The sequence below is a fragment of the Bremerella sp. JC817 genome (assembly GCF_040718835.1).
In the GTDB taxonomy this organism is placed as follows: Bacteria; Planctomycetota; Planctomycetia; order Pirellulales; family Pirellulaceae; genus Bremerella.
This window is the reverse complement of the sequence record NZ_JBFEFG010000247.1, coordinates 121,927-145,943: the sequence shown is the minus strand read 5'-3', so window position 1 is coordinate 145,943 and position 24,017 is coordinate 121,927. Positions and strand designations below refer to the sequence as shown.

Sequence of the window (24,017 nt, the reverse complement as noted above, 5' to 3'; positions counted from 1 at the left end):
GCGTTGGCTTACTCCTCAAGTTCCGCCAGCTTGCGGAAATATTCCTGAGTCAGCCGTTCGTACTTCGGCAGGAACCGTTCCATCGAACTGTTCGAGATCTGTTTTCGCAAATGGGTCGGCAAGTTACCCCACGCCTTCTTGACCAGGGCGTCTTGTTCTTCCGGCGAGATCGGCATCACCTTGCGATCGCGGAGGTTATCGGTGCTGTTGCTGGAATCGTTGCTTTCTTCCTCACCTGGCTCACCATTACCTTCACTTGGCTGCGGCTCGCCACCGGTTTGCCCTTCCTGCATCGACTGCTGCTGCCCTTCCTGTTGGCCCTGTTGTTGACCTTGCTGCTGTCCTTGTTGTTGCTGTTGTTGGCCACCCTGCTGTTGCTGTTGGTTTTGCTGCTGGCCGCCCGACTGGCTTTGCTGCTGATTCTGTTGTTGATCTTGGTTTTGATTCTGATTCTGATTTTGCGAATTGCTGTTGGATTGGTTCTGGTTGTTTTGCTGATCCTGTTGCTCCAGCAGTTTTTCGATCTCTTCGATAATCTTCTGCTGCATCGCAACCGTTTGCGACTCGGCCTGACCGCCGGAGATCCGTTTCTGAACTTCGCGCATCAAACCGCCGATTTTGGTCAGCGGGTCTTCTTGAACCATCTGATCGGTGCGCTCGATCCCCATGCCGCGTGGGCCTGCATTTTCATCGTTGGAAGTCTCTTTCGGCTTGCCTTCGTCGTCGGTCGCCGGCTTCTCCATTTCTGGAGCTTCCTTCGCTTCGGCAGGCAAATCGAGATCGCCGAACAAGTCGCTTCCCAGATCGTTGAAAAGTTCTTCGTCCAGCGAAGACATCGCAGGATCTTCGTCGCTGGCATCCTGGGCCGAGACCGGAATACACCAGCCCCCCAGCACTAGACCTAGTACGACGAAACCATAGGCGAATGGAAACTTAAGGTTCATTGCCTTCCTCCTCTCCAGGAACGGTCTGTTCGAGATCGGGCAGACTGTCCGGGTCGAACATTTCTTCTTCCGTGTTCTTGATCAGGTTCAGCGTCATCTCGGAAAGACGTCCCTGCTCCGACGCCAAGCGAGCCAGTTCGGCCTGATCGTTGGCGTTCGGATTCTCGGCCATGCGTTTCCCGGCTTTTTCAGTGCGCCCTTTGAGCGACTGCTGCATCAGCTTCAATAAACGCAACTGGGCCGTCTGGCTAATACCATCCTGGCTTCCTTGTTGCTGCTGCTGATTCTGCTGAGCATGATCTTGTTGATCCTGATTCTGTTGTTGTTGCTGCTCGCCCTGCTTTTGCTTCTGCTCTTCTTCCATCGCAGCGACCAGTTGTTCCAGCCGCTCGACCGCTTCGTCTGCCAGAGCCAAGGCCTGACGGTCGACCTTGCTGGTGTCCAAGATCCGGGCCAGATCAGTCGTCACCTCGGCGGTGAGCAGCAGCGAGAGGTGATACACCTCCGCTTTGGCAATCGCTTCGGCGAACGAACGAATCTCGTCGGTGATCGCCGCTTGTTCAAGCGACAGTCCCAGAATCGTTTGCTGCTGAGCCGGCGTAAGTTGACCGTCGACCGACTGGGCTTTTTCCAAGCGAGTCAATTCGTCACGAATGCGCGTCTGACGGATGATCAACTGATCGATCGACTGCTTTAGCTTGGCCGCTTGTTCGTCGGCCAGGTCTTGCTCGACTTGCTCTTGCTGCTCTTCCAATTCCTGTTGCGCATCTTCCAAATCTTGTTGGGCCTGATCGATCTCTTCCTGCAGCTGTTCAGGATCCATGTTCTGAGCATTCTTGGCTGCCTCTTCCAAACGCTCGGCCGCATCGCGAACCTTCTCGGCAGCTTTCCGCGCCGAGAGCCGTTCCAGCTTGCGTGCCAGGCGTTCGGCCTGCTGCTGCATCTGTTGGGCTTGTTCCTTCAGACGCTCGAGTTGTTTCTGACGCGATTGCTGGCCCATCGGTGAAGCATCGTTGCGATCGGCCTGGTTCTTGGCTTCAGTCGCTTTCTGCTTTAATTCCTTTTGCTGCTCTTGAAGCTCTTCCAGTTCCTGCTTCGCTTCATCGAGCTTGCGCTTCAGCTCCTTTTTGTCGATCTCGCGACGGTTTTGCAGCGTGTCGAGCACATCTTCCAGCGATTTCTGGACCTGGTCTTGCGAGTCCTTGGCGGAAGACAATTTGTTTTGTTCGATCCGCTGGCCTGCTTGTCGCATTCGCTGTGAAACGGCCGAGTCACGATTTTCGGCGATGGCATCTTTCAGCGTGTTCGAGACATCTTCGCTGTCTGGTTTGTTCTGCAGCATATCTCGCATGCGAGACTGGATCTGATCTAGTTCGCCTGCGAGGCCGGTTTGCTGTTCGGCCATTTGCTTCAGGTCGGCACGTTCATCAGGGGTCATCCGCTCGACATCTTTGCCGATCATATCGGCCTGTTTCTCGTCAACAGCTCGCGAAAGATCTTCCTGGCGACTGGCCAGTTCCCGAACATCCATCGCGAAACGGCGGAACGTATCCCACTTGTTCAAATCGTTTTGCCAGTCTTGCAGTTGCCCCGCAACGTTCTCTTGTCGCTCGCCCACTTCCTTGAGCTTCTCTTGAGTCTGCTGCTGTTGTTCGTTAGCCCCCTTCTCGCCCGGCTGGCCCGCGTCTGGTTCGGTGGCACCTTCTTCCTTCGGCTGATCCGGTTGTTCGCCAGAAGGTTCGCCTTCGCCGTTTGGCGACGAGGTTTGGCCCGCTTGAGCCGTTTGACGACGAAGCTGCGTCATCTCGTTTTCGATCGGCGTGAGTTCCTGATTGGCGATCCCTTCGATCTTCTGCTTCAGGTCCTCCAACATTTCGGTCGCATCGTGATCAGGCTTCCGATTCTGCTTCAGCTCGTTGAGCAATTGATCGATCTTGGCCAAGGCACTTTCTTTACCGCCGACCAGCTTGTCGCGAACGTTCTTCTGGTTCTGCTCACCGTTCTGCAGATTCGCCATCTCTGCCGGGCCAAGCTTGGAGCCTTCGTTCAGTTGAATCTCGACACTACGTGTCTGCTGGCGCGCGTCTTGCTGCAAACGCCGAGCATCGGCGATCTTCGAGATGATGTCGCGTTGTTGACGATTGACGCGTTGGTCGAGTTGTTCATCCGAAATGATCGTGATCACGCGTGGCAGGCTTTTGCCAGACTGCGGACGATAGTCGCTCGCCGAAACGATCAGCTCGAGCACGGTACCTGGGACCAGTCCATCCAGCTTTGCAAAGTCGAGCGAATAGACGATCTCCAGATCTTCGCCCTGCCCCATCGCCAGGTTGCTTGGGGCCGTTTCAAACGGGATCTCTTCCGGGCCTATGTAGACGGACTCGTCGACCAGCACGGTGGCATCGGCGGGACGGGTCACCGCCAGCTTCACATTCTCGGTTCGCAAATCGTCACGAACGCCTGCCGACAGATCGAGCATCGCCGACGCGGTGAGCGAAAGGTTGCGATCAGGAGCGATCCACGAGACGATCGGCGTTTTGTCAGGAATGACGCGAACGGGAAAGCGTTGCCCTTCCCCTTTCTTGAGGCCTGAATCGACCGTGACTTCGATCCAATAGTTGCCACTCTTTTCCAGAACCGGACCAACGACAGGTTCGCTTTCCGAACCGGGCGGCGTCGAAAAGCTCTTGCCATCTTCGCCGATCACCAAGGGGAATGCCTGCGTTTCGCCGGCAGCGTCGAAGACGAACTCCGCCTGGGTGATGGTTTGATCAACCTTTCCGCGAAGCTGAAGCGAGGTTCCTGCCAAGGCGATGATGGAACGTGGCGATTCGCTTGGCAGCCAACGAGTGTACTCCGGCGGCACCAGCGTGACTTGGATATCGGTGAACTTCGGTGGCTTGACCACATCGACCGAATACCAGGCCATCGTGTCGTCGTCGCCCCCTTCGACACGGAACTCGAACGGCCGTTGGATGCCATCCAGTTGGTAAACCATCTGGTTGCTTTCCAGGTCGAGTTGCATCGGGTGAACCATCGGGCGTTCGTCCGGCTGGTAACGGACCTGAAGCTCTAACTGTTCCGGCATTCGGCCATTGATGTCTTCGACCATGATGGTAGCTCGGCCACCCATCGGCACGACCAGCGGAGGATCGACCAAGGCCAGATTGTTATGCCGCGGCCATTCGATTGTCTTCCATGGCATCGCCAGTCGAGCGACCGCCGTCGTTAACTGCTGCGGCGAAAAGAACATCACCGACAGCAACACTAAGGTCATGCCGATCGTTGCGTAGACAGCCCGGGTCGCCAGGTTGCGGTTCAAGGCGACGGACAAATCGGTATAGGTCAGCGTGGCCGCCGTCTCGTTAATTTGCTTATGGCGAAAATAGGTCGAGCTGCCCGAGGCGTCTTTTTCGTCCTGACCCAGAAAGAAGAGCGCACTCGAAATTCGATCGCGCATCTCTGGAAAGAACTGCTCTATCCGCTGAGCAATCTGCTGCAGCGAAGGAGCCCAACGCCAGGCCGGCAGTAGCCAAAAGTATCCGCAGAATAAGACACCGCCGAACGTGATCAGCGAGAGGAACCAGCGTGTGCCAATGTCGTCCTGGCGAAGCAGGTAATCGAACAACGCCATTCCCAACAGGAAGGCCACCGCCGCCACCACTGCCCATGCCGTCCCGCGCACGCGAACGCGACGCATCGCCCCTCGGCGAGCTTCTTCCACGCGACGTACCACAATGTGGTCGCCAGTGGACGCATTGGATTTAGAGGTTTCGGAAGCCATCCGTCATTTCCTTCGGGACAAACTAGAGCAGACCCATGCGTTTTCGCAGGACCCACTCTCCAATTAATAGTGTGACGAACAACAGGGCAAGTTTCCAGGAATTCCACAGCGGCTCGGGCGGCAAAGTCTGAATCCGGACCTGCCTCCCCCGCGGGAGGACATCTAATAGCTTCCCCGAGTCGAGGAACGAGAAATACTGGCCCCTCGTCGACGAGGCAGTCTGGCGAAGTTCGTCTAAGTCCATATCTAGCCGCGTCATTTCGCCTGCGACGGGTTCGACCGAAAACAGGGTCGAGGGTGGTTCGGTTTCGCCTGATTCGCCCCGCAGCAACGGTTGAACGATCCACAGCCGATGGTCACCGGCGGTCAGGCCTGGAATGGTTGCCTCGAACAGGTCTCGATTTCCGGCGACGCGCGACATCGTGATCGTCCGTGTGCGGCCGTCCGGCTTTTCGAGCGTCAACTGAACGCCGTCGTCGGCAGGCGGGGCCTGACCTTCGTCAAAGAAACGAACGCGAGCGGTGGCCGACTCACCGGTGCGATAGGTCGAACGATCGACCGTGATTTCGACCGAGCCATCCGATCCCAACAAGCTCGATCGAGCCAAATAGCGAATCGTCTGCATCCAGAACTCGTCGTGATAATCCCATCGCCACAGGTCATCGCTTCCCAGGAACATCACCTTGCCGCGACCGATGAACTGCTGCGTGAGAAGCGGCTGTCGTTCGCCATCAGGGCGGGTGACCTGAGCCAACGTTTGCGCCCCTGGCTTGAGCCGCTGAATCGGTACGTTCCAATAGACCTGATCCATGCCTTGCCACGCTGCGATCGACTCCGCAGGGGTCTGGGCAACTTGCAGTGGAAGCGTATTGAGCCCCAGTTCCGAAAGCTCGGCACGCAGTGGATCGGGGTAGGACTGGTCGGTATCAGTACGAGGCACGTCATCCAAAGCGAACGGAAACAACGCATCGATCGGCGTTGCGCGGTAATCCCATGGCAGGAAGTATTGGCCGCCGACAAAGATCAGCCCGCCCCCTTTGACTTCGACGAAGTCGCGCAGGTTTTGCAGTTGCTCGCGACTGAGGAACGCCGAGTTCACATCTCCGACGATCACCACATCGTAAGAGAACAACTGATCACGCGTCGCTGGGAAAGCAACTTCAGCAGTCTCGTCCTGATCGGCATACGACTGGTCGGCATCTTGCAGGATGGTGGTCAGGTCGAAGGCACGTTCTGGTTCCGACAGGCCCTCATTCCGTTTTAACTGCCGCTCGAGCAGCATCTTCAAATAACGAAACTGAAAGCGGGGATAGGCCTGGACATAGAGAACGCGAATCGTTGCATCGAGCACCTTCACCTTTCGCGTGACCGAAGTCTCTTCGCCGGTCATATCGCCGCTGGCCGTATCGACCTTCACGACATAGTGAAAGTCGCCAATCTTGTCTGGCCGGAACTGCAACCGAACTTCGCGGGTCACGCGTTCTGTGGGAAGAGTCAGTTCAAACTCATTCAGAACGACACTTGGATTGTCACGATCGGCAACCGACAAACGAACCGATTCCCCTTCCATCCCTTGGGCGGAAAGACGAATCGTGAAGGTTAGTGTATCGCCCACAAAGGCGACCGGATCGACAACGACTTCTTCGAGGCGAAGCTCCCGCGAAAGCTGCTGGCTACCGATTCCGATCGGGAAGACTGGAATGCCACGCAGTGCTGCCTGTTGGGCTCCTTCGGAAAGGCTAGGCCCTTCGATCGTTACGCCGTCGGAAAGTAGCACGACCGCAGCTGTCGGTCGGCCACGCTGTTGTTCCAGAATTTGTGAAAGGCTCGTTCCCAGTCGACTCACTTCGCCGGAAGGTGTCGACGTTCGGAGGGCATCGCCGAACTGATCGTCCGGAACGGTCAGTGCTCGGCCGGAGTCTCCCAGCCAATACGATCGAACGTTATACCGTTCGCGAAGCTTCTTGAGCAGTGACTCGTTCTCTTCCAGCAGCACGGTCCGGGCCTGGTTCCAACGAGTCGGCTCGCCCAGGTTCGCCGCTTCAACGCGCGAGCGAATCAACGACTCTTCCCCTTCCGCAAAGCTATCTTGATGCGACATGCTTTGCGTGTCGTCGATCGCGATGACCAGGTCAGGTGCGTCGGTCTGGAACGGCTGCTGCTGAAGTCCATAGAGCATGAACAGTACGATCCCGATCAGCGTCAGGCGGCCAGCCAACAGGAACGCCCATTTGGGGATCGCTCGCTGACGGTTTTCTCGACGATAGATCGAGCCAAAGAATAACACCGCCGCGATCACAATCAGCAGCGTCACCCATGCCGCCCACGGAGGCGCCCACTGCAAGGTCACTTCCATCGTGGCATCGGTTACCGGGCTCTCATCGGCCAGGGTCCACCGAACGAATTGTCGCCATGCGTCATTCATCGTGCGGCGGCCCCAAATCGAAAGGCCAGAAAACTTTCAAAGAACAAAAGACCAAGCACCAGAATCAACGCGTAGCGAAACAGATCGATCGACGACGCAGCCGCGACCACCGGACTTCCGCCTGCCACGTCTGCTCCATGCTCGCCAGGCTGCAAGCCAGGTGGCACGTTCTCCATGGCAACGCGCGTCAGATCGCTTTCCCGTGGATCGGGATTCACAGCAAACTCGACCTGCGAGGTCGCTCCGTCCGACAGAGACTTCGAGCGATAAATGCCGACCTGATCGGTTCGATCAAACGCCCAGAATAAACGGTCGTCGCGGGCAACGGCTTCGATACGGCTCGACTGATCATCAGGCAATGTCACTTCGATCAAGGTCGCCCCCAAGTTACCTTCGACAATCCCTTCAAACACTTCGCCCAGTTGGCGATTGCGGCGATCGAACTGCGAGGCGACCGCCATGGCAAGTGACTCTTGCACCAGCGGTGGGAAGCTCGGCCAGGTCGGAAATACGGTCCACGCTTCAGGCGGATCGAGCGAACGGTCAACGCTGTCGGTGCTGGCCGGCAGACAGAACAGCAGCACGTTGCCTCCGAGTCTGGAGACGACGTCCTCATCCTTCAGCGCAGGATGGTATTGCCCTGAAACGATCGCCGGATCGCCGCTGCCAAACCACAAATCGGCCTTCGCCGACGAGCCTTCTGGCAGAGTGACCTGGAAGTAATTCCAGACCGGAGTCGTCAACAAACCACCGGCCTGCTGGCCGCGGAATGGCTCGAGAATTGGACTTTCGTACTGGCGTGGGTCGAGGAAATATTCGCCCCGCTTCGATGGCTGATCGAGATGCACGCCGAGCAGCGGAGCAGGATTCTCGCCAGTTGGCCGGAAAGCGGCGTTGTAACTGTCGGCCCGAACTTTATCGCCGAGGAAGATCACCAGCCCGCCCCCACGTTCTACGTAGCCTCGCAAGACGGCTGCCTCGTCGGGAGCAATTTGCGGTACATTCGACAGGTAGACCGCATCATAGGCCAGCAGGTCGATATCGAGCAGTGCCGAGGCATTCATTGTCTCGACCTTGATCGCCGAATCGATTTCACCGGAAGGATCGAGAGCCAGCTTCAAGAACTTGAGCGAAGGAACATCGCTTGCCAGGCAAAGCACACGTAGCTGCGGCTTCACTTCGACAACGACGTAGCGGTGATTGTCGACCTTCAACAGGTCGTCTTCCAGGCGAAACTCAATGGCGTGCGTCCCTGGCTGGGTGAAGACGGTGTTCATCTCGACCGATACGATCTGGTTGTCGACAAAAGGAACCATCTTCTGCGAGACGAGCCGACCATCGACCATCATCTGCAAGACTTGGCTTGGCAACTGTGAGGCATTGTCGCAGGTAATATCGACTCGGAACCGAGCTGGCTGATTCGGCGTGAGATAAGGCGTGACTTGTTCCGCACCGACGATCGCACTGTTGGTCGTTTGGGGCTGACCGACGTCGAGGGTTCGCATCACGGCGAGTTCCTGAATCTTCGTCAGCAGTTGTTCGCTCGACTGCGACGCCGCATCTTTCCAGGTCACGTCACCGTAGTCGGTCAGGATACAAACCTGAGATCGTCGCAGGCGTGGGAAGTCTCGGGCAGCGACACGCAGCACACCTTCAATTTCGGCCAGAGTCAGATCAAGCACAGCAACGCCAGGGTCGATATCGATCTGATCGATTTCGCGCAGGACATCGCCTGGGTCGAAAGCCGGTTCCGAGATCACGCCTCGAGCCGTTCGCCCCATGGTGATCAGCGTGAACCCGTCACCTTCGCTTGCTTCGTTGACCAGTTGCCGGGCCAATTCTTTTGCCCGATCGAGCCGCGTCTGACCATCTTCGCCGTACGCCATGCTGTAAGACTGGTCGATCACCAGCACGGTATGCGTTGCCGAACCTGGTCCGCCGAAACCGGCAATTCCTGAGCCGCCGACGCACGACATGTCGGCCAAAGCGATCGCGAAGAAGAGCAGGATCGCACAACGTACCAGCAGCAGAAGCAGATGCTCGACCTGAATGCGGCGGCGATTCTTCTTCATCGCGGCCAGCAGGAACTTCATCGCGGCCCAGTCGGTTTCACGGTAGCGACGACGATTCCACAGATGAATGAGAATCGGCGCTACGGCAGCCAACCCCCACAGGAGCATCGTCGCACTGGAAAACGCAAAAGGATTCACTAGGTTAAAACTGTTCCTGGCTAGCGCCGTTCTAAACTAAACGGGCGTTGCGGTGGTTCAAGTAATTCCGCAGGACCGCATCGAACGGCATGTCGGTTCGGACCTGGGCATAGTCCATCTGGTTCGCCAACGTCTGGCTTCGCAGATCGTTCACAAACGAATCAATCTCTTGGCGGTACGCTTTGCGGACCGAGATCGGGTCGGCCAGCAGTTCCGGGAACTGTTCGAGGCCATGAAACATCGTGGGACGATCGAACGGAAAATCGAGTTCGGCCGGGTCGAGCACATGCATCAAAATGATGTCGTGTTTGCGGAAACGGAGGTGTTTGAGGCCTGCCATGATCGAGTCGACATCGTCAAAGAAATCGCTCAGCACAATCACCAAACCACGGCGGTTCAACCGTCCGGAAAGCTCGTGCAATAGCGGACCGATCTCGGTTTTCTCTTTCGATTCGACCGACTGCAGCACGTCGATGACTTGCTGCAATTGCACCGGGCTGCCGCTAGGTGGAACCAGCGATCGCACCTGCTGATCGAACGTCACCAGGCCGACTGCATCTTGTTGCTGCAGAATCAGCCAGGCAAATGTCGCGGCCAATGCCTGGGCGTATTCCAGCTTCGACATCGCCGCATCAGGACCGCGGTAGCGCATGCTTTCGCTGATATCGACCACCAGGTTGCAGATCAAATTCGTTTCGTCTTCGAACTGCTTGATGTAATACTTGTCGGTGCGGCCGAGCACTTTCCAGTCGAGGTAGCGCAGATCGTCCCCGGGCGCGTAGTCGCGATGCTCGGCGAATTCGATCGAAAACCCTCGATGCGGGCTACGATGCGAACCGGCGATCAACCCTTCCACAATATGCTTGGCCCGCAACCGCAGGCCCTGGACTTTAGCCAGCGTCTGAGGATCTAAAAGCGTCGACAAATTGGCGGTCCTCTACGGTGGTGGGCAAGTGATCGAGAAGCTGCTGCACGACGTGGTCGGTCGTGATACCTTCCGCATCGGCATTGAAACTAGTTCGGATACGATGTCGCAGAACCGGCAACGCTACCGCTTTCACGTCGTCGGTCGTCGCGAACTGGCGACCATGCAAAATGGCTCGAGCCTTCGCCCCGAGCACCAGAAACTGGCTGGCACGCGGACCGGCTCCCCATTGGATATAAGGTTCCATCTTCGAGGGGACATCGTTCCCGCGACGCGTCATCCGCACCAGGCGAATCGCATACTGGGCCACCGGATCGGCGACCGGCACGCGGCGAACCACCTGCGAAAGCTCCAGGATTTCGTCACCGGTCAACAGTGGCGAGATCTCGGTATTGATGTCGGCCGTCGTCCGTTTGACGATCTCCAACTCTTCCATTTCGGAAGGGTAGTCGATCCGCACATTGAACATGAAACGGTCCAACTGCGCTTCGGGCAGCGGATAGGTTCCCTCTTGTTCAATTGGGTTCTGCGTGGCGAGCACGAAGAAAGGACGCGGCAACGCGTGCTTGCTGCCACCGGCGGTGACCTGCTTTTCCTGCATCGATTCGAGCAGGGCCGCTTGCGTCTTCGGTGGCGTACGGTTGATTTCGTCCGCCAGGATCACATTGCTGAAGATCGGCCCTGGAATGAACCGATAGGCCCGTTCACCAGTCGAGCGATTCTCTTGAATGATTTCCGTTCCGGTAATATCGGAAGGCATCAAGTCAGGCGTGAACTGAATGCGATTGAAATCGAGATGCAGCGCACTGGCCAGCGAACGCACCATCAACGTCTTCGCCAGACCAGGTACCCCTTCCAACAAACAATGACCGCCGGCAAAGAGGGCGATCAGAAGCTGTTCGACAACCTGCTGTTGCCCGACGATGACGCGGCCTACTTCGCGCTGCAGAAGCTCGTAAGCCTCTGCCAGTCTCGCCGCCGCGGCGGCATCGTTTTCGCTACTCATCGATTGGTTATCCGTTTAGGGTGCATCGTGGATGGATTGGCTCGTCGCAGGCTTCTCATTCCTGAGAGGGCGACGCGTCTGGCGGAGGCTTGTCGTCGACAACCGGTGTGTAAACCGTCAACCGCGACGGCCCAGCAACAATCAGTTGACCATCGCTGTAAACCAGGTTGCCACCTTCCTCGCCAAATTGACTTAAGTCGATAGGTTCGGCCGCTGGAACAATGGAACCATCGTCGGCCAGTTTTGTTTCGAGTCGATAGACCTTATCGCGTGTGGGCCAATAGACCTGATCCCCAACCAGGGTGCCTCGGCCAAAGCCTCGATCAAGGTGGGCTTGATCGACTGAAGGGAACTCGGCTCGGATACGACCGGAGTCGACATGCACCCAGAAGAGCTGCTCGCCACTGACCAGCACGTCTTCGCCGGAGATACCAATCAAGTGCGTCGGATCGAGCCCGCCAGGCACGGTTTGCCAAACGAGTTGGCCGGTTGCGGCATCGAGGGCAAACAGTCGTTCGCAATCGAGCGGCATCGAAATCACCAGGCCACGCTCGACGATGCATGGGTTCACATTGCGTTGCACCTGAGAATGGGCCCGTTCGAGTGATCGGGGCACCATTTCCATCCGCGGGTAACGCGTAAGCCAGAGCATCCGTCCCCGGTCGGCATTGAGCGCGGCGATCACACCGTTGTTGGTATTGTAGTACAGCACGCCGTCGACCATGGTCAGCAGGTTGTGCGAGCGATGGCCGAACTCGCCATCCGCGACCAGACCGCTGCCGTAAGGCTGCACGGTGCAAATCTTCTTTCGCCAAATGAGCTGTGAAGTGGTCCAGTCGAAGCAGCCGACCGCCAGTTCATCGCGGACGCCAGACTTGACCATCCCGCAGTAGAGCCGATTGCCTTGCACGATCGCCGTTCCTTCAAACGACCAGGGACCGGAAAGCTCGGTTACCGGCGGGACGCGGGCCTCGATCTTCCCTTCCTTCCGCATGTCAAACACGACCATGTCGGCAGGATTTTGGAATTGAGCTTGAACGTAAGGGACGCCGATCGCTGTTGTCCCGATCCGCGCGACCAGCTTCGTCTGATCGGAAGAGAGCGTGAAGCGTGCTGGCCCCAACGCATGGAGGAATCGCAACGCCATCCCCCGCAGCGGCGAACCGCGGCGCATCCGATCGGGCCCGAAATTGAAATCGACGCGGCGACCGGTCGTCAGGAACGCGCCGTAGTCGAGATCGTTTCGTTTGAAGACCTGATTTCCGGCGACCGGAAACGATGGCAAACCGCTGTGAAGCTGAAAGGCCCGAACGCGGTTCTCGTCGGCGACAATGACCTGATCCCCCATCACCACCGGGAAGGTACTCAGCAGCGCGTCGCCATCTTCCGCGATCAAAGGAATACCTTCCAGGGTGCGAACATCGCCGAAGCCATTGTTGCCTGGGGCACGCGAAAGCGACTGCACATCGAGCGTGACACTCCAGGCCGGTTCGTATTCCGCAACCTTTCGCTCCTGCGTGGCCTTGGCCGTTCGGCTGTAGGCACCGGCGAAGGTTGGCCAGCCGCTGCTTTGTGAAATCGCGGTCGAACCAGGATTCGTTTCAATCAGCTTCGCCAGGAACTGAGCGTAGTTGGTGTTGCGTCCGCCGAGATAACCTTCTGCCGCTGGATGCAGTTGCTGCAGAAGTTCCAGTTCCACGGCGGCCCGCTGCTGGCTACCTTCCAACCACGAGGTCAAACAAAGGCGAGCCCAGACGGCGGCCGGGTCGACATCCGTATCCGGGATGGTCGCCAGCGAGGCGGAACTGGCGGCTTCGTTGAGCAGTGCTGCGACGTGATCGCGATGCTGTTTCCAGTCGATACCACCGACGGCGACCCACATCGGTTGCCCCGCCATGGCCAGCAAGACGCCCTGCGGATCTTCCGGCGTGCGAAAGCGGGGTGAGATTCGTTCCCAGGCAGTGCGTGCTTCGTTAAAACGTCCTCGTTCCAGCAGCAGGTCTCCCAAGACCAGCAAGGCCTCGTCAGTGTGGCTGCTGAGAAAATAGTCGTTGATGGTCGCGGAGAGTACTTCTGGATCGCCGGTAGCCTTGGCGGCGTCGAGATCTTCCTGGGCAAGCGGATCGATCCGGTCGCGATACGCGGCCAGGAACTCGGGCGTCTGCCGCGAGAACTCCGCGATGCGGCGCTGCAGATATGTTTTCAGTTCGTCGTAATAGACATACTCGCTTCCCAGATCGACCTGGTCCTTACCTTGCGAGATGAATTCGCTGCCGTGGCGGCTAGAGAGCCGCTCGAGCGTGTCGATCGCGTCTTGCCACTTCGCTTGTTGAAGTTGCTGATCGACTTGCGACAGAAGGTTGTTCGTGTCGTTCTTCGTCTCAGGCAATTCGACCGTCAAAGAGAACTCAGGCCGAGCGAGTAAATCGCGAACCTGCCCCGTGGCCTGCGATACTTCGAGGAGCAATAAGGGAAGGACCCAAACCAGTCCTGCGGTTCGCAATGTAAGCCACGGCCTAAAAATCATGCACTCGCTTTTCCTGACGACGGCGCTGCCATTTGTCTATCCAGTATAGAAGGCGGCATCCCCCCAGAAAAGCAAACTGCAGGGCTAGTATCTCGGAAACCACCGCCAGCAGGGGGACAAGTAACGATTAGATCGACCCCACCAAGCACCTTCTGCCCTGGAAAGCTCGGAAAACTAGTCCCAAGCAGGTGGCTGGGTCGGAATTCCTTGCTCTGCCTTTTTCAGCGCGATTTCGGTCAATTGCTCGGCAGACAGTTCTTTCCGCTCCGCTGCTGGCTTCCGCAAATAGGCAACCACGATGTAAGCGAAAAATCCTGCCAAAAGAAGATATGGGACCGACATCATGAACATGATGCTGTAGGCATACGCGCTGACGTAGTTGTCGCTCAGCCCATCCTTACAGGTCGGACAGGCCCAAACTATCGACGGGATCTCCCACACCGCCAACAAAGCCGCGGCTGCGAAAGCTTTCGTCAATTTGGATGGCAATACGTTCATCGATCAGGCAGCCGCTTCGGCAGGAAAGAACTGATATAGGAAAAGATACACCAACACCCCGGTCACGGAAACATAAAGCCAGATGGGAAAGGTCCATTTCGCAAACTTCCGATGCGCTTCGCGGCGATCTTTCAGGCCCAGGTAAATCGTGATGACTGCCAGAAATGGCACCGCGGCTGCCAGCACGACGTGCGTCAGCAGCATCGCATAGTATCCATAGCGAACGGCCGCCGGCGGATACGCAGGGAAGGTCTTGCTGTGTCCCTGCATCAAGCCGTGATAAACGAGGTAGCACACCAGGAAGACGACCGAGACGCCAAAGCAACCGAGCATGGTCCACTTGTGCGCTTCGACCTTTCCCTGCTTGATCAGGATAAAGCCCAGCACCAAAAGCAGCGTGGCGAGACCATTCAGCGACGCATTCACATGCGGCAAGATAGTTACCAGATCCACGCGTTAGTCCTTCTTCTCGTTGTCACTGCTGGGTTGTTCTGCGGACTCGGCTTTGGGCAACGTCTCGTCCAGCTTCTTTTGAAGCTCTTCCATCTGATCTTTCTGGCTGGTGCGGTAAGAACCAATCACTTTGCCTTCGCGATTCACCAGGAAGACTCGGTCGCTGTGATACTGCTCGGCCACTTCAATGTTGAAGAACTCGTCGCCGATTTGCTTGACCTTGTCGAACTCGCCCCGCAGGAAGTACCAGCGACTTGGATCGGCTTGAAAGCGTTCGGCATAACCGGCCAGTGCCGCAGGGGTATCGTTTTCAGGGTCGCACGTGATGCTGACGAGCTTCAAACCACGATCTTTGAATTCGTTTCGCAGCTTGGCCTTCTCCATGTTCTGCAGAATGCACGTGCCGGGGCACGACGTATAGAAGAAACTTCCCAGCCAGATATCCCCCTTGAGCGACTTGGAATCGAACGGCAGGTCCAGGCTATCGCTCAGCTGAAAGCTTTCCATCGTCTGCTTCGGTTCGTCCTTCTTAGCGACCTCTTTCTCGGCTGGCTCTTCTTTCGCTTCGTAAGGTTCGGCGAGAAGTTCTTTGATCATCTTCTGACAACGGCGGAAGTCGGTGTCGTCAGTAGCTCGAAACGAACCACGCAGCTTGCCTTGCTTGTCGATCACCATCAAGCGATCGCTATGCGTCTGCGTTTCAAACATCACCAGAAACGACTCTTCGACGATCTTCTTCAGCTTTTCCATGTCGCCGGTCAGAAAGGTCCACACGCCCGGCTCGGCCTGGAACGACTCGGCATATTGCCGCAGCACCTCAGGCGTGTCGGTATCGGGATCACAGGTAATACTGACGAACTTCAAACCGTCGTCGGCGAACTCTTCCTGTAGGATCGCGATTTGCTGGTTCTGCATTTTGCAGATCGAAGGACACGTGGTGAAGAAGAAGCTGGCGATCCAGACGTCTCCTTCCAGCGACGTCGTATCAAACGTTTCTTCTTCCGCCGAAGTCAACTGGAAGGGTGGGATCTCGCGATCGAGCTCGACCGTGGCGCCGTCGCCTGCGTGATCATCGACTGGAAGGTTCCCCCCGCCGGGAGATCGATTCATGGCGGCCCAAACCATGGTGAGTCCGAGCAGGATCAACAGGATCGCACTCACAAAAATTCCGGTTGCCGGTTTCATATCCAATCTCCTCGCCTGGTCTTCTTCGCTGCCTGGCAGGCCAAGGCGAACATCACAACAGCAAACAACACGGTAATCGTTACGCCCAGCCCCACGCCAGGCAACCAATAGTCGCCGGTCGCTTCGCCACCGAGAAAACTCGGAGCAGTCTCGGCGTGCATAATCCGGCGGATCGCGCCCAGGGCGTACGTCACCGGATTCAGCGTCATCACCCAGCTCAGCACCCATTGGCCGGTCGAGGTGATCGCTTCATTGGCCGGAATCGGGAAGAACGCCCCCGACAGCAGCCACATTGGCATCAGCAGCAAATTCATCACAGCATGAAAGCCTTGCGTCGAATCCATCCGCCAGGCCAACCAGAACCCGAGCGACGTCAGTCCGACAGCCGCTACTACCAGGATCACAAAGATCGCCAGGAACTGACCGACAGAGAGCGTGATGCCGACGAAGAAGCTGAGCAGCAAAAACAACATCGCTTGACCGACTGCCAGGATCGTACCGCCAAGCACTTTCCCTAAGACCATCGACCAGCGTGGTATGGGCGAAACGAGGACCGACTGCAGGAAACCTTCGTTGCGATCTTCAATGATCGAGATCGTCGCGAAGATCGCTGTGAACAGCACGATCAGCAGCAGCGTGCCTGGGAAGAAATAGACGGTGAAACTTTCGTCTCCCCCGCCCTGCCCCGACGCTTTGAAAACGCCTGACAGACCGGTGCCGAACAACAGCCAGAAAATGATCGGCTGCCCGATCGCTCCGATGATGCGATTGCGTTGCCGCAGGAAGCGAACAATTTCGCGGCGGCACAGCGACATCGCCGCGGCCACAGGGCTAGGATGAGGCATTGCTTCCGAAGTCATGGTTTCACCTCTTCGGTAAACTGCCGTCCGGTCATGTGAATGAAAACATCTTCCAGCGAAGGCTTGGCCAGCGTGATGGAGTCGACCTGATCGCTGGCGACCTGCATGATTGCGCGAATCGTCCCAGGCCCATCTTCGGTTTCAAGACGGACGAACTCGCTGACTTCGGTCGCGACCAGATTTAGTTCGGTTTGAAGCCGCTCGATCAAGCCTTGTGGTTGCCGTGTGCGGATCGTGATGGTGTCGCCGCCGATCGATTCTTTGAGTGCGTCCGGCGTATCCAAGGCAACGAGCTTGCCTTGATCGAGAATCGCAATGCGATCAGCCTTTTCGGCTTCTTCCAGCAAGTGCGAAGTCAGCACGACGGTCACGCCTTGATCGCTACGAAGGAATTCGAGGTATCGCCACATCGCCTGACGGGCGGCCGGATCAAGGCCGGTACTTGGTTCGTCGAGCAGCAGAACCTTCGGCGAATGCAGCATCCCCTTGGCCAGTTCGACGCGGCGACGTAGCCCGCCCGAAAGATCTTCGACAATGTCATGGCGGCGGTCGGCCAGTTCCAGCTTGCTTAGCAGCAGTTCGGTGCGATCGTGGAGCGTTTGCCCCGTCACGCCGTACAGGGCCGCCTGCTGATGAATGTTCTCTAGCACGGTCAGCTTCTTATCGAGGCTCGGCATCTGAAAGACGACGCCAAGCTGCTGCCGCACTTGCTGCTTGTGGGTGCGAACGCCATGCCCCAGGATGCTGATCTCGCCCTGCTGCAGCGACATCAAGGTCGACAGCAGACGAAACAACGTCGACTTGCCACCGCCGTTGGGGCCGAGAAACACGAAGATCTCGCCTGGATCGATGGCCAGCGAGACCTGGTCGAGTGCCTGCCGTTTTCCATAGCGATGGGAAACGTTCTCGATGGATACGGCGCGGGGAGAGATCATTCGCAGTTCAACTTAGTGAGCAGCCGAGTCCACGGCTTGATCCGCTTCGACGTGCGGAACCGGGGCATGCAGCCAGCGGGCTTGCGAGTAATAGTCGGTACGGAGACCGATGTCCGGAATCAACATGCAGGCCAAAAACACGGCCATCATGCTGGCCGGTACCGTCAGCACCCATTTCCAATTGGCTTCCCACAAAAGATGCATAAAGAACAACATCACAAGAAGCGCCTTGCCGCACGAAACAGCCATCATGAAGGCCATGCTGACGTGCGGAGGAATGCTGGTTCGCCACCAATCGAAGTAAGTCAGAAACGAGCACATCGTGAGCAAGCACAAGGCCACAAAGACAATCCAGTACTTGGTATTGCCTGAGGTGGCGTGCAAGGTTTCGTCATTGTGCAGATGCTGATCGTGCGTCGGCGGATGGGAGTGTGAATCGCTCACGGCTTCAATCTTTAAAACAGGTACAGCATCGGGAACAGGAAAATCCACACTAGGTCGACAAAGTGCCAATACAGCCCGGCGTTCTCCAGGTAGTTGGCTTTTGTCGCATCGAGCGTGCCAAACAGCACGATGGCGAAGATGATCAATCCAACGATTACGTGAATGGCATGGAAGCCGGTCAGCAGGAAGTAGGTGCTGGCCCACATGTTGCCGCTGGGAATGACGAACGGCAGCTTCATCCAATCCATTTCGTGGCTGATCCCATGGTTCAGCAGATGGGCATCATCGGCCAGAACGACATCCAGGAACGCCTTCCGTTCGCGAAGTGGCTTGGCGTCGACTTCGGTCTTGGCGACATCCTGCATCAAGGTTCCCAGTTCGACGCGCAGCTCGGTCATCTGCTCGTCGGTCAGCTTGTCGTCCCCTTCGCCTGGGTTGGTAAGCTTGCCGTTGATGTCGGTCTTCTTTGTGTCGAGCGACTTGAGCGTCTCTTCCAACTTGGCCAATGGAGCTTCGATCGACTTCTGTTCGTTGCGAAGTCGCGTCACTTGATATTCAGACGGAGCATGATGCCAGACGGCATAGGCCAAAGAATCGAGAATGGCCTGGGCTTCCAGTGGGTTGTCGGTCTGCGTGGCCGCGCGGGCCGCATGCTGAGCGCCGCCGGTCATCATCACGTCGATGAATTGCCCGCGGGTCATGCCATGGCCGACTTCTTCTTCCTTCTGCTCGTCGGTCAGTCCCGACTTCAATTCTTCCAGGCGAACCTTTACCGCCGAGACGTAATAGACGTCGGGCTGATCGTAGAGACGACGATGCTCTTTGGTGGGGAAGATGCCGTGGGCAAACTTCTGCTGATACTCGAAGGCTTTCACCCCCAGGAAAACACAACCCAACGTGAACGTCACGATCAGCCACTTCTTAGCGCTGTCGGCTTGATTCTTTCGGGCCGCTTCCAGACACAGCACAATCGCCAGGCTGCTGCAGATCAGCACGAAGGTATTCAAAGCACCCAGCGGTTCGCTGAGGTAGACATCGTGCGGAGCCGGCCACGTCCCTGTTGGTGCACCAAATCGCAGCACCACGTAGGCCCCGATCAGGCCGGCGAAGAACATGATTTCGGTCGACAGGAACAACCACAAGCAAAGCTTACCCAGCGGCAATGGCAGCGCCGGATGGTACTCCAACTTGATGTGGCCGTCATGTTCGTGATGGGAGTCAGACATGCGATGTCAGTTCTTGGTTTCGAGAATCTTGTACGTTAAACGTGGGCTGGCAGCAGGACCAGCAGCGTCAATTGGATCGGCAGATAGATCAGCGAAGCGAACAACAGTCGCCGTGCTGACTTCTCGTCGCGAATCACAAAGAATCGCCACGAAGCCAGCAGCATGAACATTCCGCCCAGCAGCGAAAGCAGCATGTAAAGCACGTTGCCCATCGCAATCTGACCGACGCCCGGCACGACGCTCACCAGCAGCAAGGCCATCGCACCGGAGACCGCTTGAATGCCAGCCTTCGTTCCGGTTCGATCGACGACCGACCACATCTGCATGCCTCCTTGGGCATAGTCTTCACGATAGAGCCAGGCGATCGCCATGAAGTGCGGGAACTGCCAGAAGAATAGAATGGCGAACAACGCCACCGCTCGGATATCGAGCACTGGATTGACGGCCAACCAGCCCATGAACATCGGCAACGCACCGGCAATCGCGCCGATGGTGGTGTTCCAGGGTGTCATCTGCTTCATCGGCGTGTAGATGCAGACATACAGGAGCCAGGTCAACGCACCAATCAAGGCAGGCATCAAGCCGACCGTGGCCAGCAGATACGATACGCCAACCGAACCCAAAAAGGTTCCGAACATCGCGCTCGAATAACGTGACAACCGACCACTCGGAATCGGCCGTTGGGCGGTGCGATTCATCTGACGATCGGCGTGAACTTCCAGACACTGGTTCCACACGCAGCTACTGGCGGCGACCAACGCGGTGCCGACAATCACATGGATCAACCGCAGAATGTCAGGCTGGCCATTGCTCGCACAGAATGCGGCGATGGTCACACAGACCAACAGCAGCACGGCAATCTTCGGCTTGGTCAGCTCAAGGTAATCGCTGAGTTGTTGACGTACCGGCGACTTGCGCTGGGTCAAAGTGGCAGGACCGCTGCTCATGCCATGGCCTCCGTGCTGGAAGAGCCTGCGACGTTGGCAGGCGACGAATTAGTTCGGCTGAAAGCCATCGGATAACACCGTGTGCAATAGGCCAGCAACATAACGCTGGACGCCAGGATTAACGATCCAACCGCGACGTGGCCCGTCACGATGATCAATTGCAAACCACTTTCCCACTGAATGACAAAGTTGGCGAAAAGACTTCCGCCCGGCAAGAATGTCGGCCAGCCATATTTCACCGTATAAGCGGCGATGCCCAGCATGATCTGAGCGACGATCAGCAGTGCCGAAAACGTCGCCACAAAGCGAATTCGCCGATTGGCTTCCGCGTCACGCCAGGCAACCCAGCAAAGGGTGATCGCGCTGACCGCGACCAGAAAAGCCGTGATCACGTGGAAGATCAACGAGGCGCGGAACGAACCATGCGTCATACCGGCCGACACATGCCGAATCAGTGATCCCAACACAATCTGCAAAAACGCGACCGCAACGAAGCCGATCGAAAGCTGCCAGTAAATTGCACTTCGCGAACCGCCGACGGGCTTCATCGCTTGGAAACGCTTCGAGGTGAAGCATTCCAGGTAAACCAGAAAGCCAAAGAACAAGGGCCCCACGCAGCCATGCACGCGGGCAATGGTGGTCTTATCCCAAACCACGCGGAGCCCACCCAGCACACCTTGGCTGAGGACCAGCACCAAGGCAACGATCCCTAGCAGGATCAGCGAGCGATCTCTTCGCCAGATTGCCAGCACCAGGAAAGCGATGCACAACAAACCGACGGTCGAAGCCAAGAGGCGATGGCCATGCTCGAGGAACAAATCGTACGGTCCGAACACCCAGGTCTGCCACGGATACAAAAACATGTTGTATCCATAAGTCGACGGCCAATCAGGCACCGCCATGCCGCTTTTGGTGGTGGTCACCAAGCCGCCGATCCAGATCAGCGGAAAGGTCGCGCACACCAGCAGCAATGCCAGTCGATGTGGCCAGGGAGATTCGAGTTGCGATGGATTCGCCATGAGCCTTAGTGTGCCCCCGTCGTTCCCGCTTCGCCTTCTTGAGGAGGCTGCGTTTGTGGACAGAAGTCATCCGAGGCACCCGGGGTTCCGTACTCGTAAGGACCACGGTAAACAATCGGCTGGAAGTCGAAGTTACCATGTCCCGGAGGGCTTGGTGCCTGCCACTCGAGACCATTGGCTCGCCAAGGATTACGGCCAGCCTTCGGTCCGAAGAAAATGCTGTAAAAGAAGTTCAGGATGAAGAAGATCTGCGAAGCAACCATCAAGATCGCACAGATCGTCATGAACTGGTTCATCGGCAGCAGTGGACGGAATGTTTCGTAGTGATACGGATCGGCCAGACGACGCGGGAAGCCAGCCGCCCCGAGGATATGCATCGTGAAGAACGTGCCGTTGAGGAAGATGAACGTGAGCAGGAAGTGCAACTTGCCCAGCGGTTCGTTCATCATGCGGCCGAACATCTTAGGGAACCAAAAATAGATTGCTCCGAACACTGCCATTGCCGTGCCGCCAAACAGCACGTAGTGGAAGTGAGCCACGATGAAGTAGGTGTCGTGAATGAACACGTCGACCGGGGTGGCCGCCATGAAGATGCCCGATAGACCACCCAGCACAAACATCGACACGAACGCCAGTGCAAACAGCATCGGCGTGGTGAATTGAATCTTGCCGCCGTAGATCGTACCAAGCCAGTTGAATGTCTTCACGGCACTTGGCAAGGCAATCATCATCGTGGCGACCATGAACGTCATGCCGAGACCTGGGTTCATGCCCGAGACGAACATATGGTGACCCCACACGATAAAGCCGAGACCGGCGATACCGCAGATGGCATAGATCATCGGCTTGTAACCGAACAAAGGCTTACGAGCGAAGCAGCATAGAATCTCTGAGACCATGCCCATCGCCGGCAGAATCATGATGTACACCGCCGGGTGCGAATAGAACCAGAACAAGTGCTGCCACAACAGCGGCTGGCCACCACCGGCAGCCATCGCCGAGTTATTCACGACCAGGCCTTCGGGAGCAAAGAAGCCGGTTCCGACCGTTCGATCCATCAGCTGCATGAAACCAGCCGCGGTCAGCACTGGCAGGGCGAACGCTTGCAGCAAGGCGGTAATGAACATCCCCCAGATCGTCATCGGCAGACGCATCATCGTCATACCAGGAGCACGCATTTGAATGATGGTGGTCATGTAGTTGACCGAGCCCATCATCGAGCTGATCCCGACGCAGGTAAGCCCCAGCAGCCACATCGTCTGCGCAGGGCCACTACCGGGTGCGGACTCGGTCATGGTGGATAACGGCGGATAGCTGGTCCAACCGCTCGATGCCCCATTTCCGGCGACAAAGAAGCTCGCCCCGAAGAAGAAAAAGGCAGGCCACATAATCCAATAGCTGAGCATATTCAGCGTCGGGAAGGCCATATCGTCGGCACCGATCATCAGCGGGATCAGGTAATTACCGAACGCCCCAGCCAGGATCGGAATGATCACGAGGAAGGTCATCACCGTGGCATGCATGGTGAAGAGCATCGTGTAGAACTCTGGCGAGATCTGGCCACCTTCGGCCGAGAACAACATCGGCCCGATCACTGGCATGTCGCTCCAAGGCCACGCCAATTGCCAGCGGATGCCGAGCGCCAAAAGGCCGCCGATCAGGAACCAAAGCAAGGTGGAAAACAGGAACTGAATCCCGATCACCTTGTGGTCGCGCGAGAACACGTAGGTCGAAATGAATTCGCCCAGGCCGAATTCGTGCGACGAGTGCGAATGAGTTGCTTGTCCGTCTGCGGTGATGCTGCTCATGGTGTGTTACTCCGCCTCCGCCAGCGTAAACTCGGACAACTCTTGATCGTCGTAGGCTTTCTTCAGCCAGGCATCGTAATCACTACGCGACTCGACGGTGATTTGCCCCTTCATCTTGTAGTGCCCCCAGCCGCAAAGCTCGGCACACACGATGTCGAACTTGCCATCCTTCACCGGCTTGAACCAGACGTACTGTTTCATGCCTGGGACCACGTCCTGCTTCTCGCGGAAGTTCGGCAAAAAGAAGCTGTGCAGCACGTCTTCGGCGGTGATCTCGAGGACGATCTCTTCGTCACGAGGCACGTGCAATTCATTCACCAGGTAGATATCGTCTGCCGTATCGAGCTTCTGATCGGCACCTGGGTATTGGATCTTCCATTCAAACTGACGGCCGGTCACGCGAGCGATCGGCGGCTTCGGCTGACCGTTCTCGAGCATTGGGCGACGCATACGAGCCCCCGCCCAGGCATCCATTTGATAGATCGCCAGGAACAGCAGCAGGATTGCCGGGATCACCGACCACAGCACTTCCAGGTAGTGGCTACCATGCGAGTAGAAGACGGGGCCTTCGTGATGCTTGCCGTCGTACTTCCACAGGAACCAGAACATCAACAAGCCAGTCCCCACGAACACGATGCCCGTCAGTGCCAGGATGACATAGAACAGGTGGTCGATGCTCGAATTGGCGACGACGCGTTCAGGAAACCAATGACCTTCCAGCGGATACCAACCCATGGCGGACCATATAAAAATGGCCACCCCCAGGATCGGGATGCTGAGAAAAACAAGACTCCAGAATCTTCCCACCAGGGACTCTCCTA

At 57.1% G+C, this 24,017-nt stretch carries 18 protein-coding genes; all 18 read right to left on the bottom strand.

Annotation, left to right across the window (positions count from 1 at the left end; all coding sequences use genetic code 11):
* Positions 1-8: 8 nt before the first annotated feature.
* Positions 9-944, bottom strand: a complete 936-nt coding sequence (locus AB1L30_RS03670) for a hypothetical protein (protein ID WP_367012031.1) — start codon at positions 942-944, stop codon at positions 9-11.
* Complete coding sequence (locus AB1L30_RS03665; RefSeq protein ID WP_367012030.1) at positions 934-4,728, bottom strand: hypothetical protein; 3,795 nt, start codon at positions 4,726-4,728, stop codon at positions 934-936. Before AB1L30_RS03665 ends, AB1L30_RS03670 begins: the two co-directional genes overlap by 11 nt.
* 22 nt (positions 4,729-4,750) lie before the next feature.
* A complete protein-coding gene (locus AB1L30_RS03660; protein ID WP_367012029.1) occupies positions 4,751-7,153 on the bottom strand; it encodes a hypothetical protein in 2,403 nt (800 codons plus the stop codon).
* The gene (locus tag AB1L30_RS03655) at positions 7,150-9,363 is read right to left on the bottom strand and encodes a BatA domain-containing protein (protein ID WP_367012028.1); all 2,214 of its coding nucleotides are present in this window, start codon (positions 9,361-9,363) and stop codon (positions 7,150-7,152) included. The genes AB1L30_RS03660 and AB1L30_RS03655 overlap by 4 nt, the downstream gene beginning before the upstream one ends.
* A gap of 31 nt (positions 9,364-9,394) precedes the next feature.
* The gene (locus AB1L30_RS03650; RefSeq protein WP_367012026.1) at positions 9,395-10,288 is read right to left on the bottom strand and encodes a DUF58 domain-containing protein; all 894 of its coding nucleotides are present in this window, start codon (positions 10,286-10,288) and stop codon (positions 9,395-9,397) included.
* The gene (locus AB1L30_RS03645) at positions 10,254-11,294 is read right to left on the bottom strand and encodes a MoxR family ATPase (RefSeq protein ID WP_367012024.1); all 1,041 of its coding nucleotides are present in this window, start codon (positions 11,292-11,294) and stop codon (positions 10,254-10,256) included. Before AB1L30_RS03645 ends, AB1L30_RS03650 begins: the two co-directional genes overlap by 35 nt.
* Before the next feature lie 55 nt (positions 11,295-11,349).
* Complete coding sequence (locus tag AB1L30_RS03640) at positions 11,350-13,821, bottom strand: PQQ-binding-like beta-propeller repeat protein (protein WP_367012023.1); 2,472 nt, start codon at positions 13,819-13,821, stop codon at positions 11,350-11,352.
* A gap of 174 nt (positions 13,822-13,995) precedes the next feature.
* Positions 13,996-14,298 carry a hypothetical protein gene (locus AB1L30_RS03635; protein ID WP_367012022.1) on the bottom strand — a complete coding sequence of 101 codons (303 nt, stop codon included), beginning with the start codon at positions 14,296-14,298 and terminating at the stop codon, positions 13,996-13,998.
* 24 nt (positions 14,299-14,322) lie between these two features.
* On the bottom strand, positions 14,323-14,772 hold the full coding sequence (locus AB1L30_RS03630) for a DUF420 domain-containing protein (protein WP_345087132.1): 450 nt from the start codon (positions 14,770-14,772) through the stop codon (positions 14,323-14,325).
* Positions 14,773-14,775: 3 nt separating this feature from the next.
* Positions 14,776-15,957 carry an SCO family protein gene (locus AB1L30_RS03625; RefSeq protein ID WP_367012021.1) on the bottom strand — a complete coding sequence of 394 codons (1,182 nt, stop codon included), beginning with the start codon at positions 15,955-15,957 and terminating at the stop codon, positions 14,776-14,778.
* Positions 15,954-16,817 (bottom strand): ABC transporter permease, encoded by an 864-nt coding sequence (locus AB1L30_RS03620; protein ID WP_367012019.1) that lies wholly within the window; start codon positions 16,815-16,817, stop codon positions 15,954-15,956. The genes AB1L30_RS03625 and AB1L30_RS03620 overlap by 4 nt, the downstream gene beginning before the upstream one ends.
* Entirely contained in the window at positions 16,814-17,752 is a 939-nt protein-coding gene (locus AB1L30_RS03615) for an ABC transporter ATP-binding protein (RefSeq protein WP_367012017.1), read from the bottom strand. Before AB1L30_RS03615 ends, AB1L30_RS03620 begins: the two co-directional genes overlap by 4 nt.
* Before the next feature lie 12 nt (positions 17,753-17,764).
* On the bottom strand, positions 17,765-18,196 hold the full coding sequence (locus AB1L30_RS03610) for a cytochrome C oxidase subunit IV family protein (RefSeq protein ID WP_345087140.1): 432 nt from the start codon (positions 18,194-18,196) through the stop codon (positions 17,765-17,767).
* 11 nt (positions 18,197-18,207) lie between these two features.
* Positions 18,208-19,422 (bottom strand): cytochrome c oxidase subunit 3, encoded by a 1,215-nt coding sequence (locus AB1L30_RS03605; protein ID WP_367012016.1) that lies wholly within the window; start codon positions 19,420-19,422, stop codon positions 18,208-18,210.
* 35 nt (positions 19,423-19,457) lie between these two features.
* Positions 19,458-20,369 (bottom strand): heme o synthase, encoded by a 912-nt coding sequence (cyoE, locus tag AB1L30_RS03600; protein WP_367012015.1) that lies wholly within the window; start codon positions 20,367-20,369, stop codon positions 19,458-19,460.
* The gene (locus AB1L30_RS03595; RefSeq protein ID WP_367012013.1) at positions 20,366-21,388 is read right to left on the bottom strand and encodes a COX15/CtaA family protein; all 1,023 of its coding nucleotides are present in this window, start codon (positions 21,386-21,388) and stop codon (positions 20,366-20,368) included. Before AB1L30_RS03595 ends, cyoE begins: the two co-directional genes overlap by 4 nt.
* 5 nt (positions 21,389-21,393) lie before the next feature.
* Positions 21,394-23,196: a cbb3-type cytochrome c oxidase subunit I gene (locus AB1L30_RS03590; RefSeq protein WP_367012012.1), complete on the bottom strand. Its 1,803-nt coding sequence runs from the start codon at positions 23,194-23,196 to the stop codon at positions 21,394-21,396.
* Positions 23,197-23,202: 6 nt separating this feature from the next.
* Positions 23,203-23,955: a cytochrome c oxidase subunit II gene (gene coxB / locus AB1L30_RS03585; RefSeq protein WP_367012011.1), complete on the bottom strand. Its 753-nt coding sequence runs from the start codon at positions 23,953-23,955 to the stop codon at positions 23,203-23,205.
* Positions 23,956-24,017: the final 62 nt, after the last annotated feature.

Bases quoted from the DNA above. Each gene is read 5' to 3' on its own strand.
- AB1L30_RS03590 (WP_367012012.1), bottom strand. From the start codon at position 23,196: ATGAGCAGCATCACCGCAGACGGACAAGCAACTCATTCGCACTCGTCG.
- cyoE (WP_367012015.1), bottom strand. From the start codon at position 20,369: ATGAGCAGCGGTCCTGCCACTTTGACCCAGCGCAAGTCGCCGGTACGT.
- AB1L30_RS03645 (WP_367012024.1), bottom strand. From the start codon at position 11,294: ATGAGTAGCGAAAACGATGCCGCCGCGGCGGCGAGACTGGCAGAGGCT.
- AB1L30_RS03640 (WP_367012023.1), bottom strand. From the start codon at position 13,821: ATGATTTTTAGGCCGTGGCTTACATTGCGAACCGCAGGACTGGTTTGG.
- AB1L30_RS03615 (WP_367012017.1), bottom strand. From the start codon at position 17,752: ATGATCTCTCCCCGCGCCGTATCCATCGAGAACGTTTCCCATCGCTAT.
- AB1L30_RS03665 (WP_367012030.1), bottom strand. From the start codon at position 4,728: ATGGCTTCCGAAACCTCTAAATCCAATGCGTCCACTGGCGACCACATT.
- AB1L30_RS03595 (WP_367012013.1), bottom strand. From the start codon at position 21,388: ATGGCGAATCCATCGCAACTCGAATCTCCCTGGCCACATCGACTGGCA.
- AB1L30_RS03620 (WP_367012019.1), bottom strand. From the start codon at position 16,817: ATGACTTCGGAAGCAATGCCTCATCCTAGCCCTGTGGCCGCGGCGATG.
- AB1L30_RS03625 (WP_367012021.1), bottom strand. From the start codon at position 15,957: ATGAAACCGGCAACCGGAATTTTTGTGAGTGCGATCCTGTTGATCCTG.
- AB1L30_RS03605 (WP_367012016.1), bottom strand. From the start codon at position 19,422: ATGTCTGACTCCCATCACGAACATGACGGCCACATCAAGTTGGAGTAC.
- AB1L30_RS03670 (WP_367012031.1), bottom strand. From the start codon at position 944: ATGAACCTTAAGTTTCCATTCGCCTATGGTTTCGTCGTACTAGGTCTA.
- AB1L30_RS03660 (WP_367012029.1), bottom strand. From the start codon at position 7,153: ATGAATGACGCATGGCGACAATTCGTTCGGTGGACCCTGGCCGATGAG.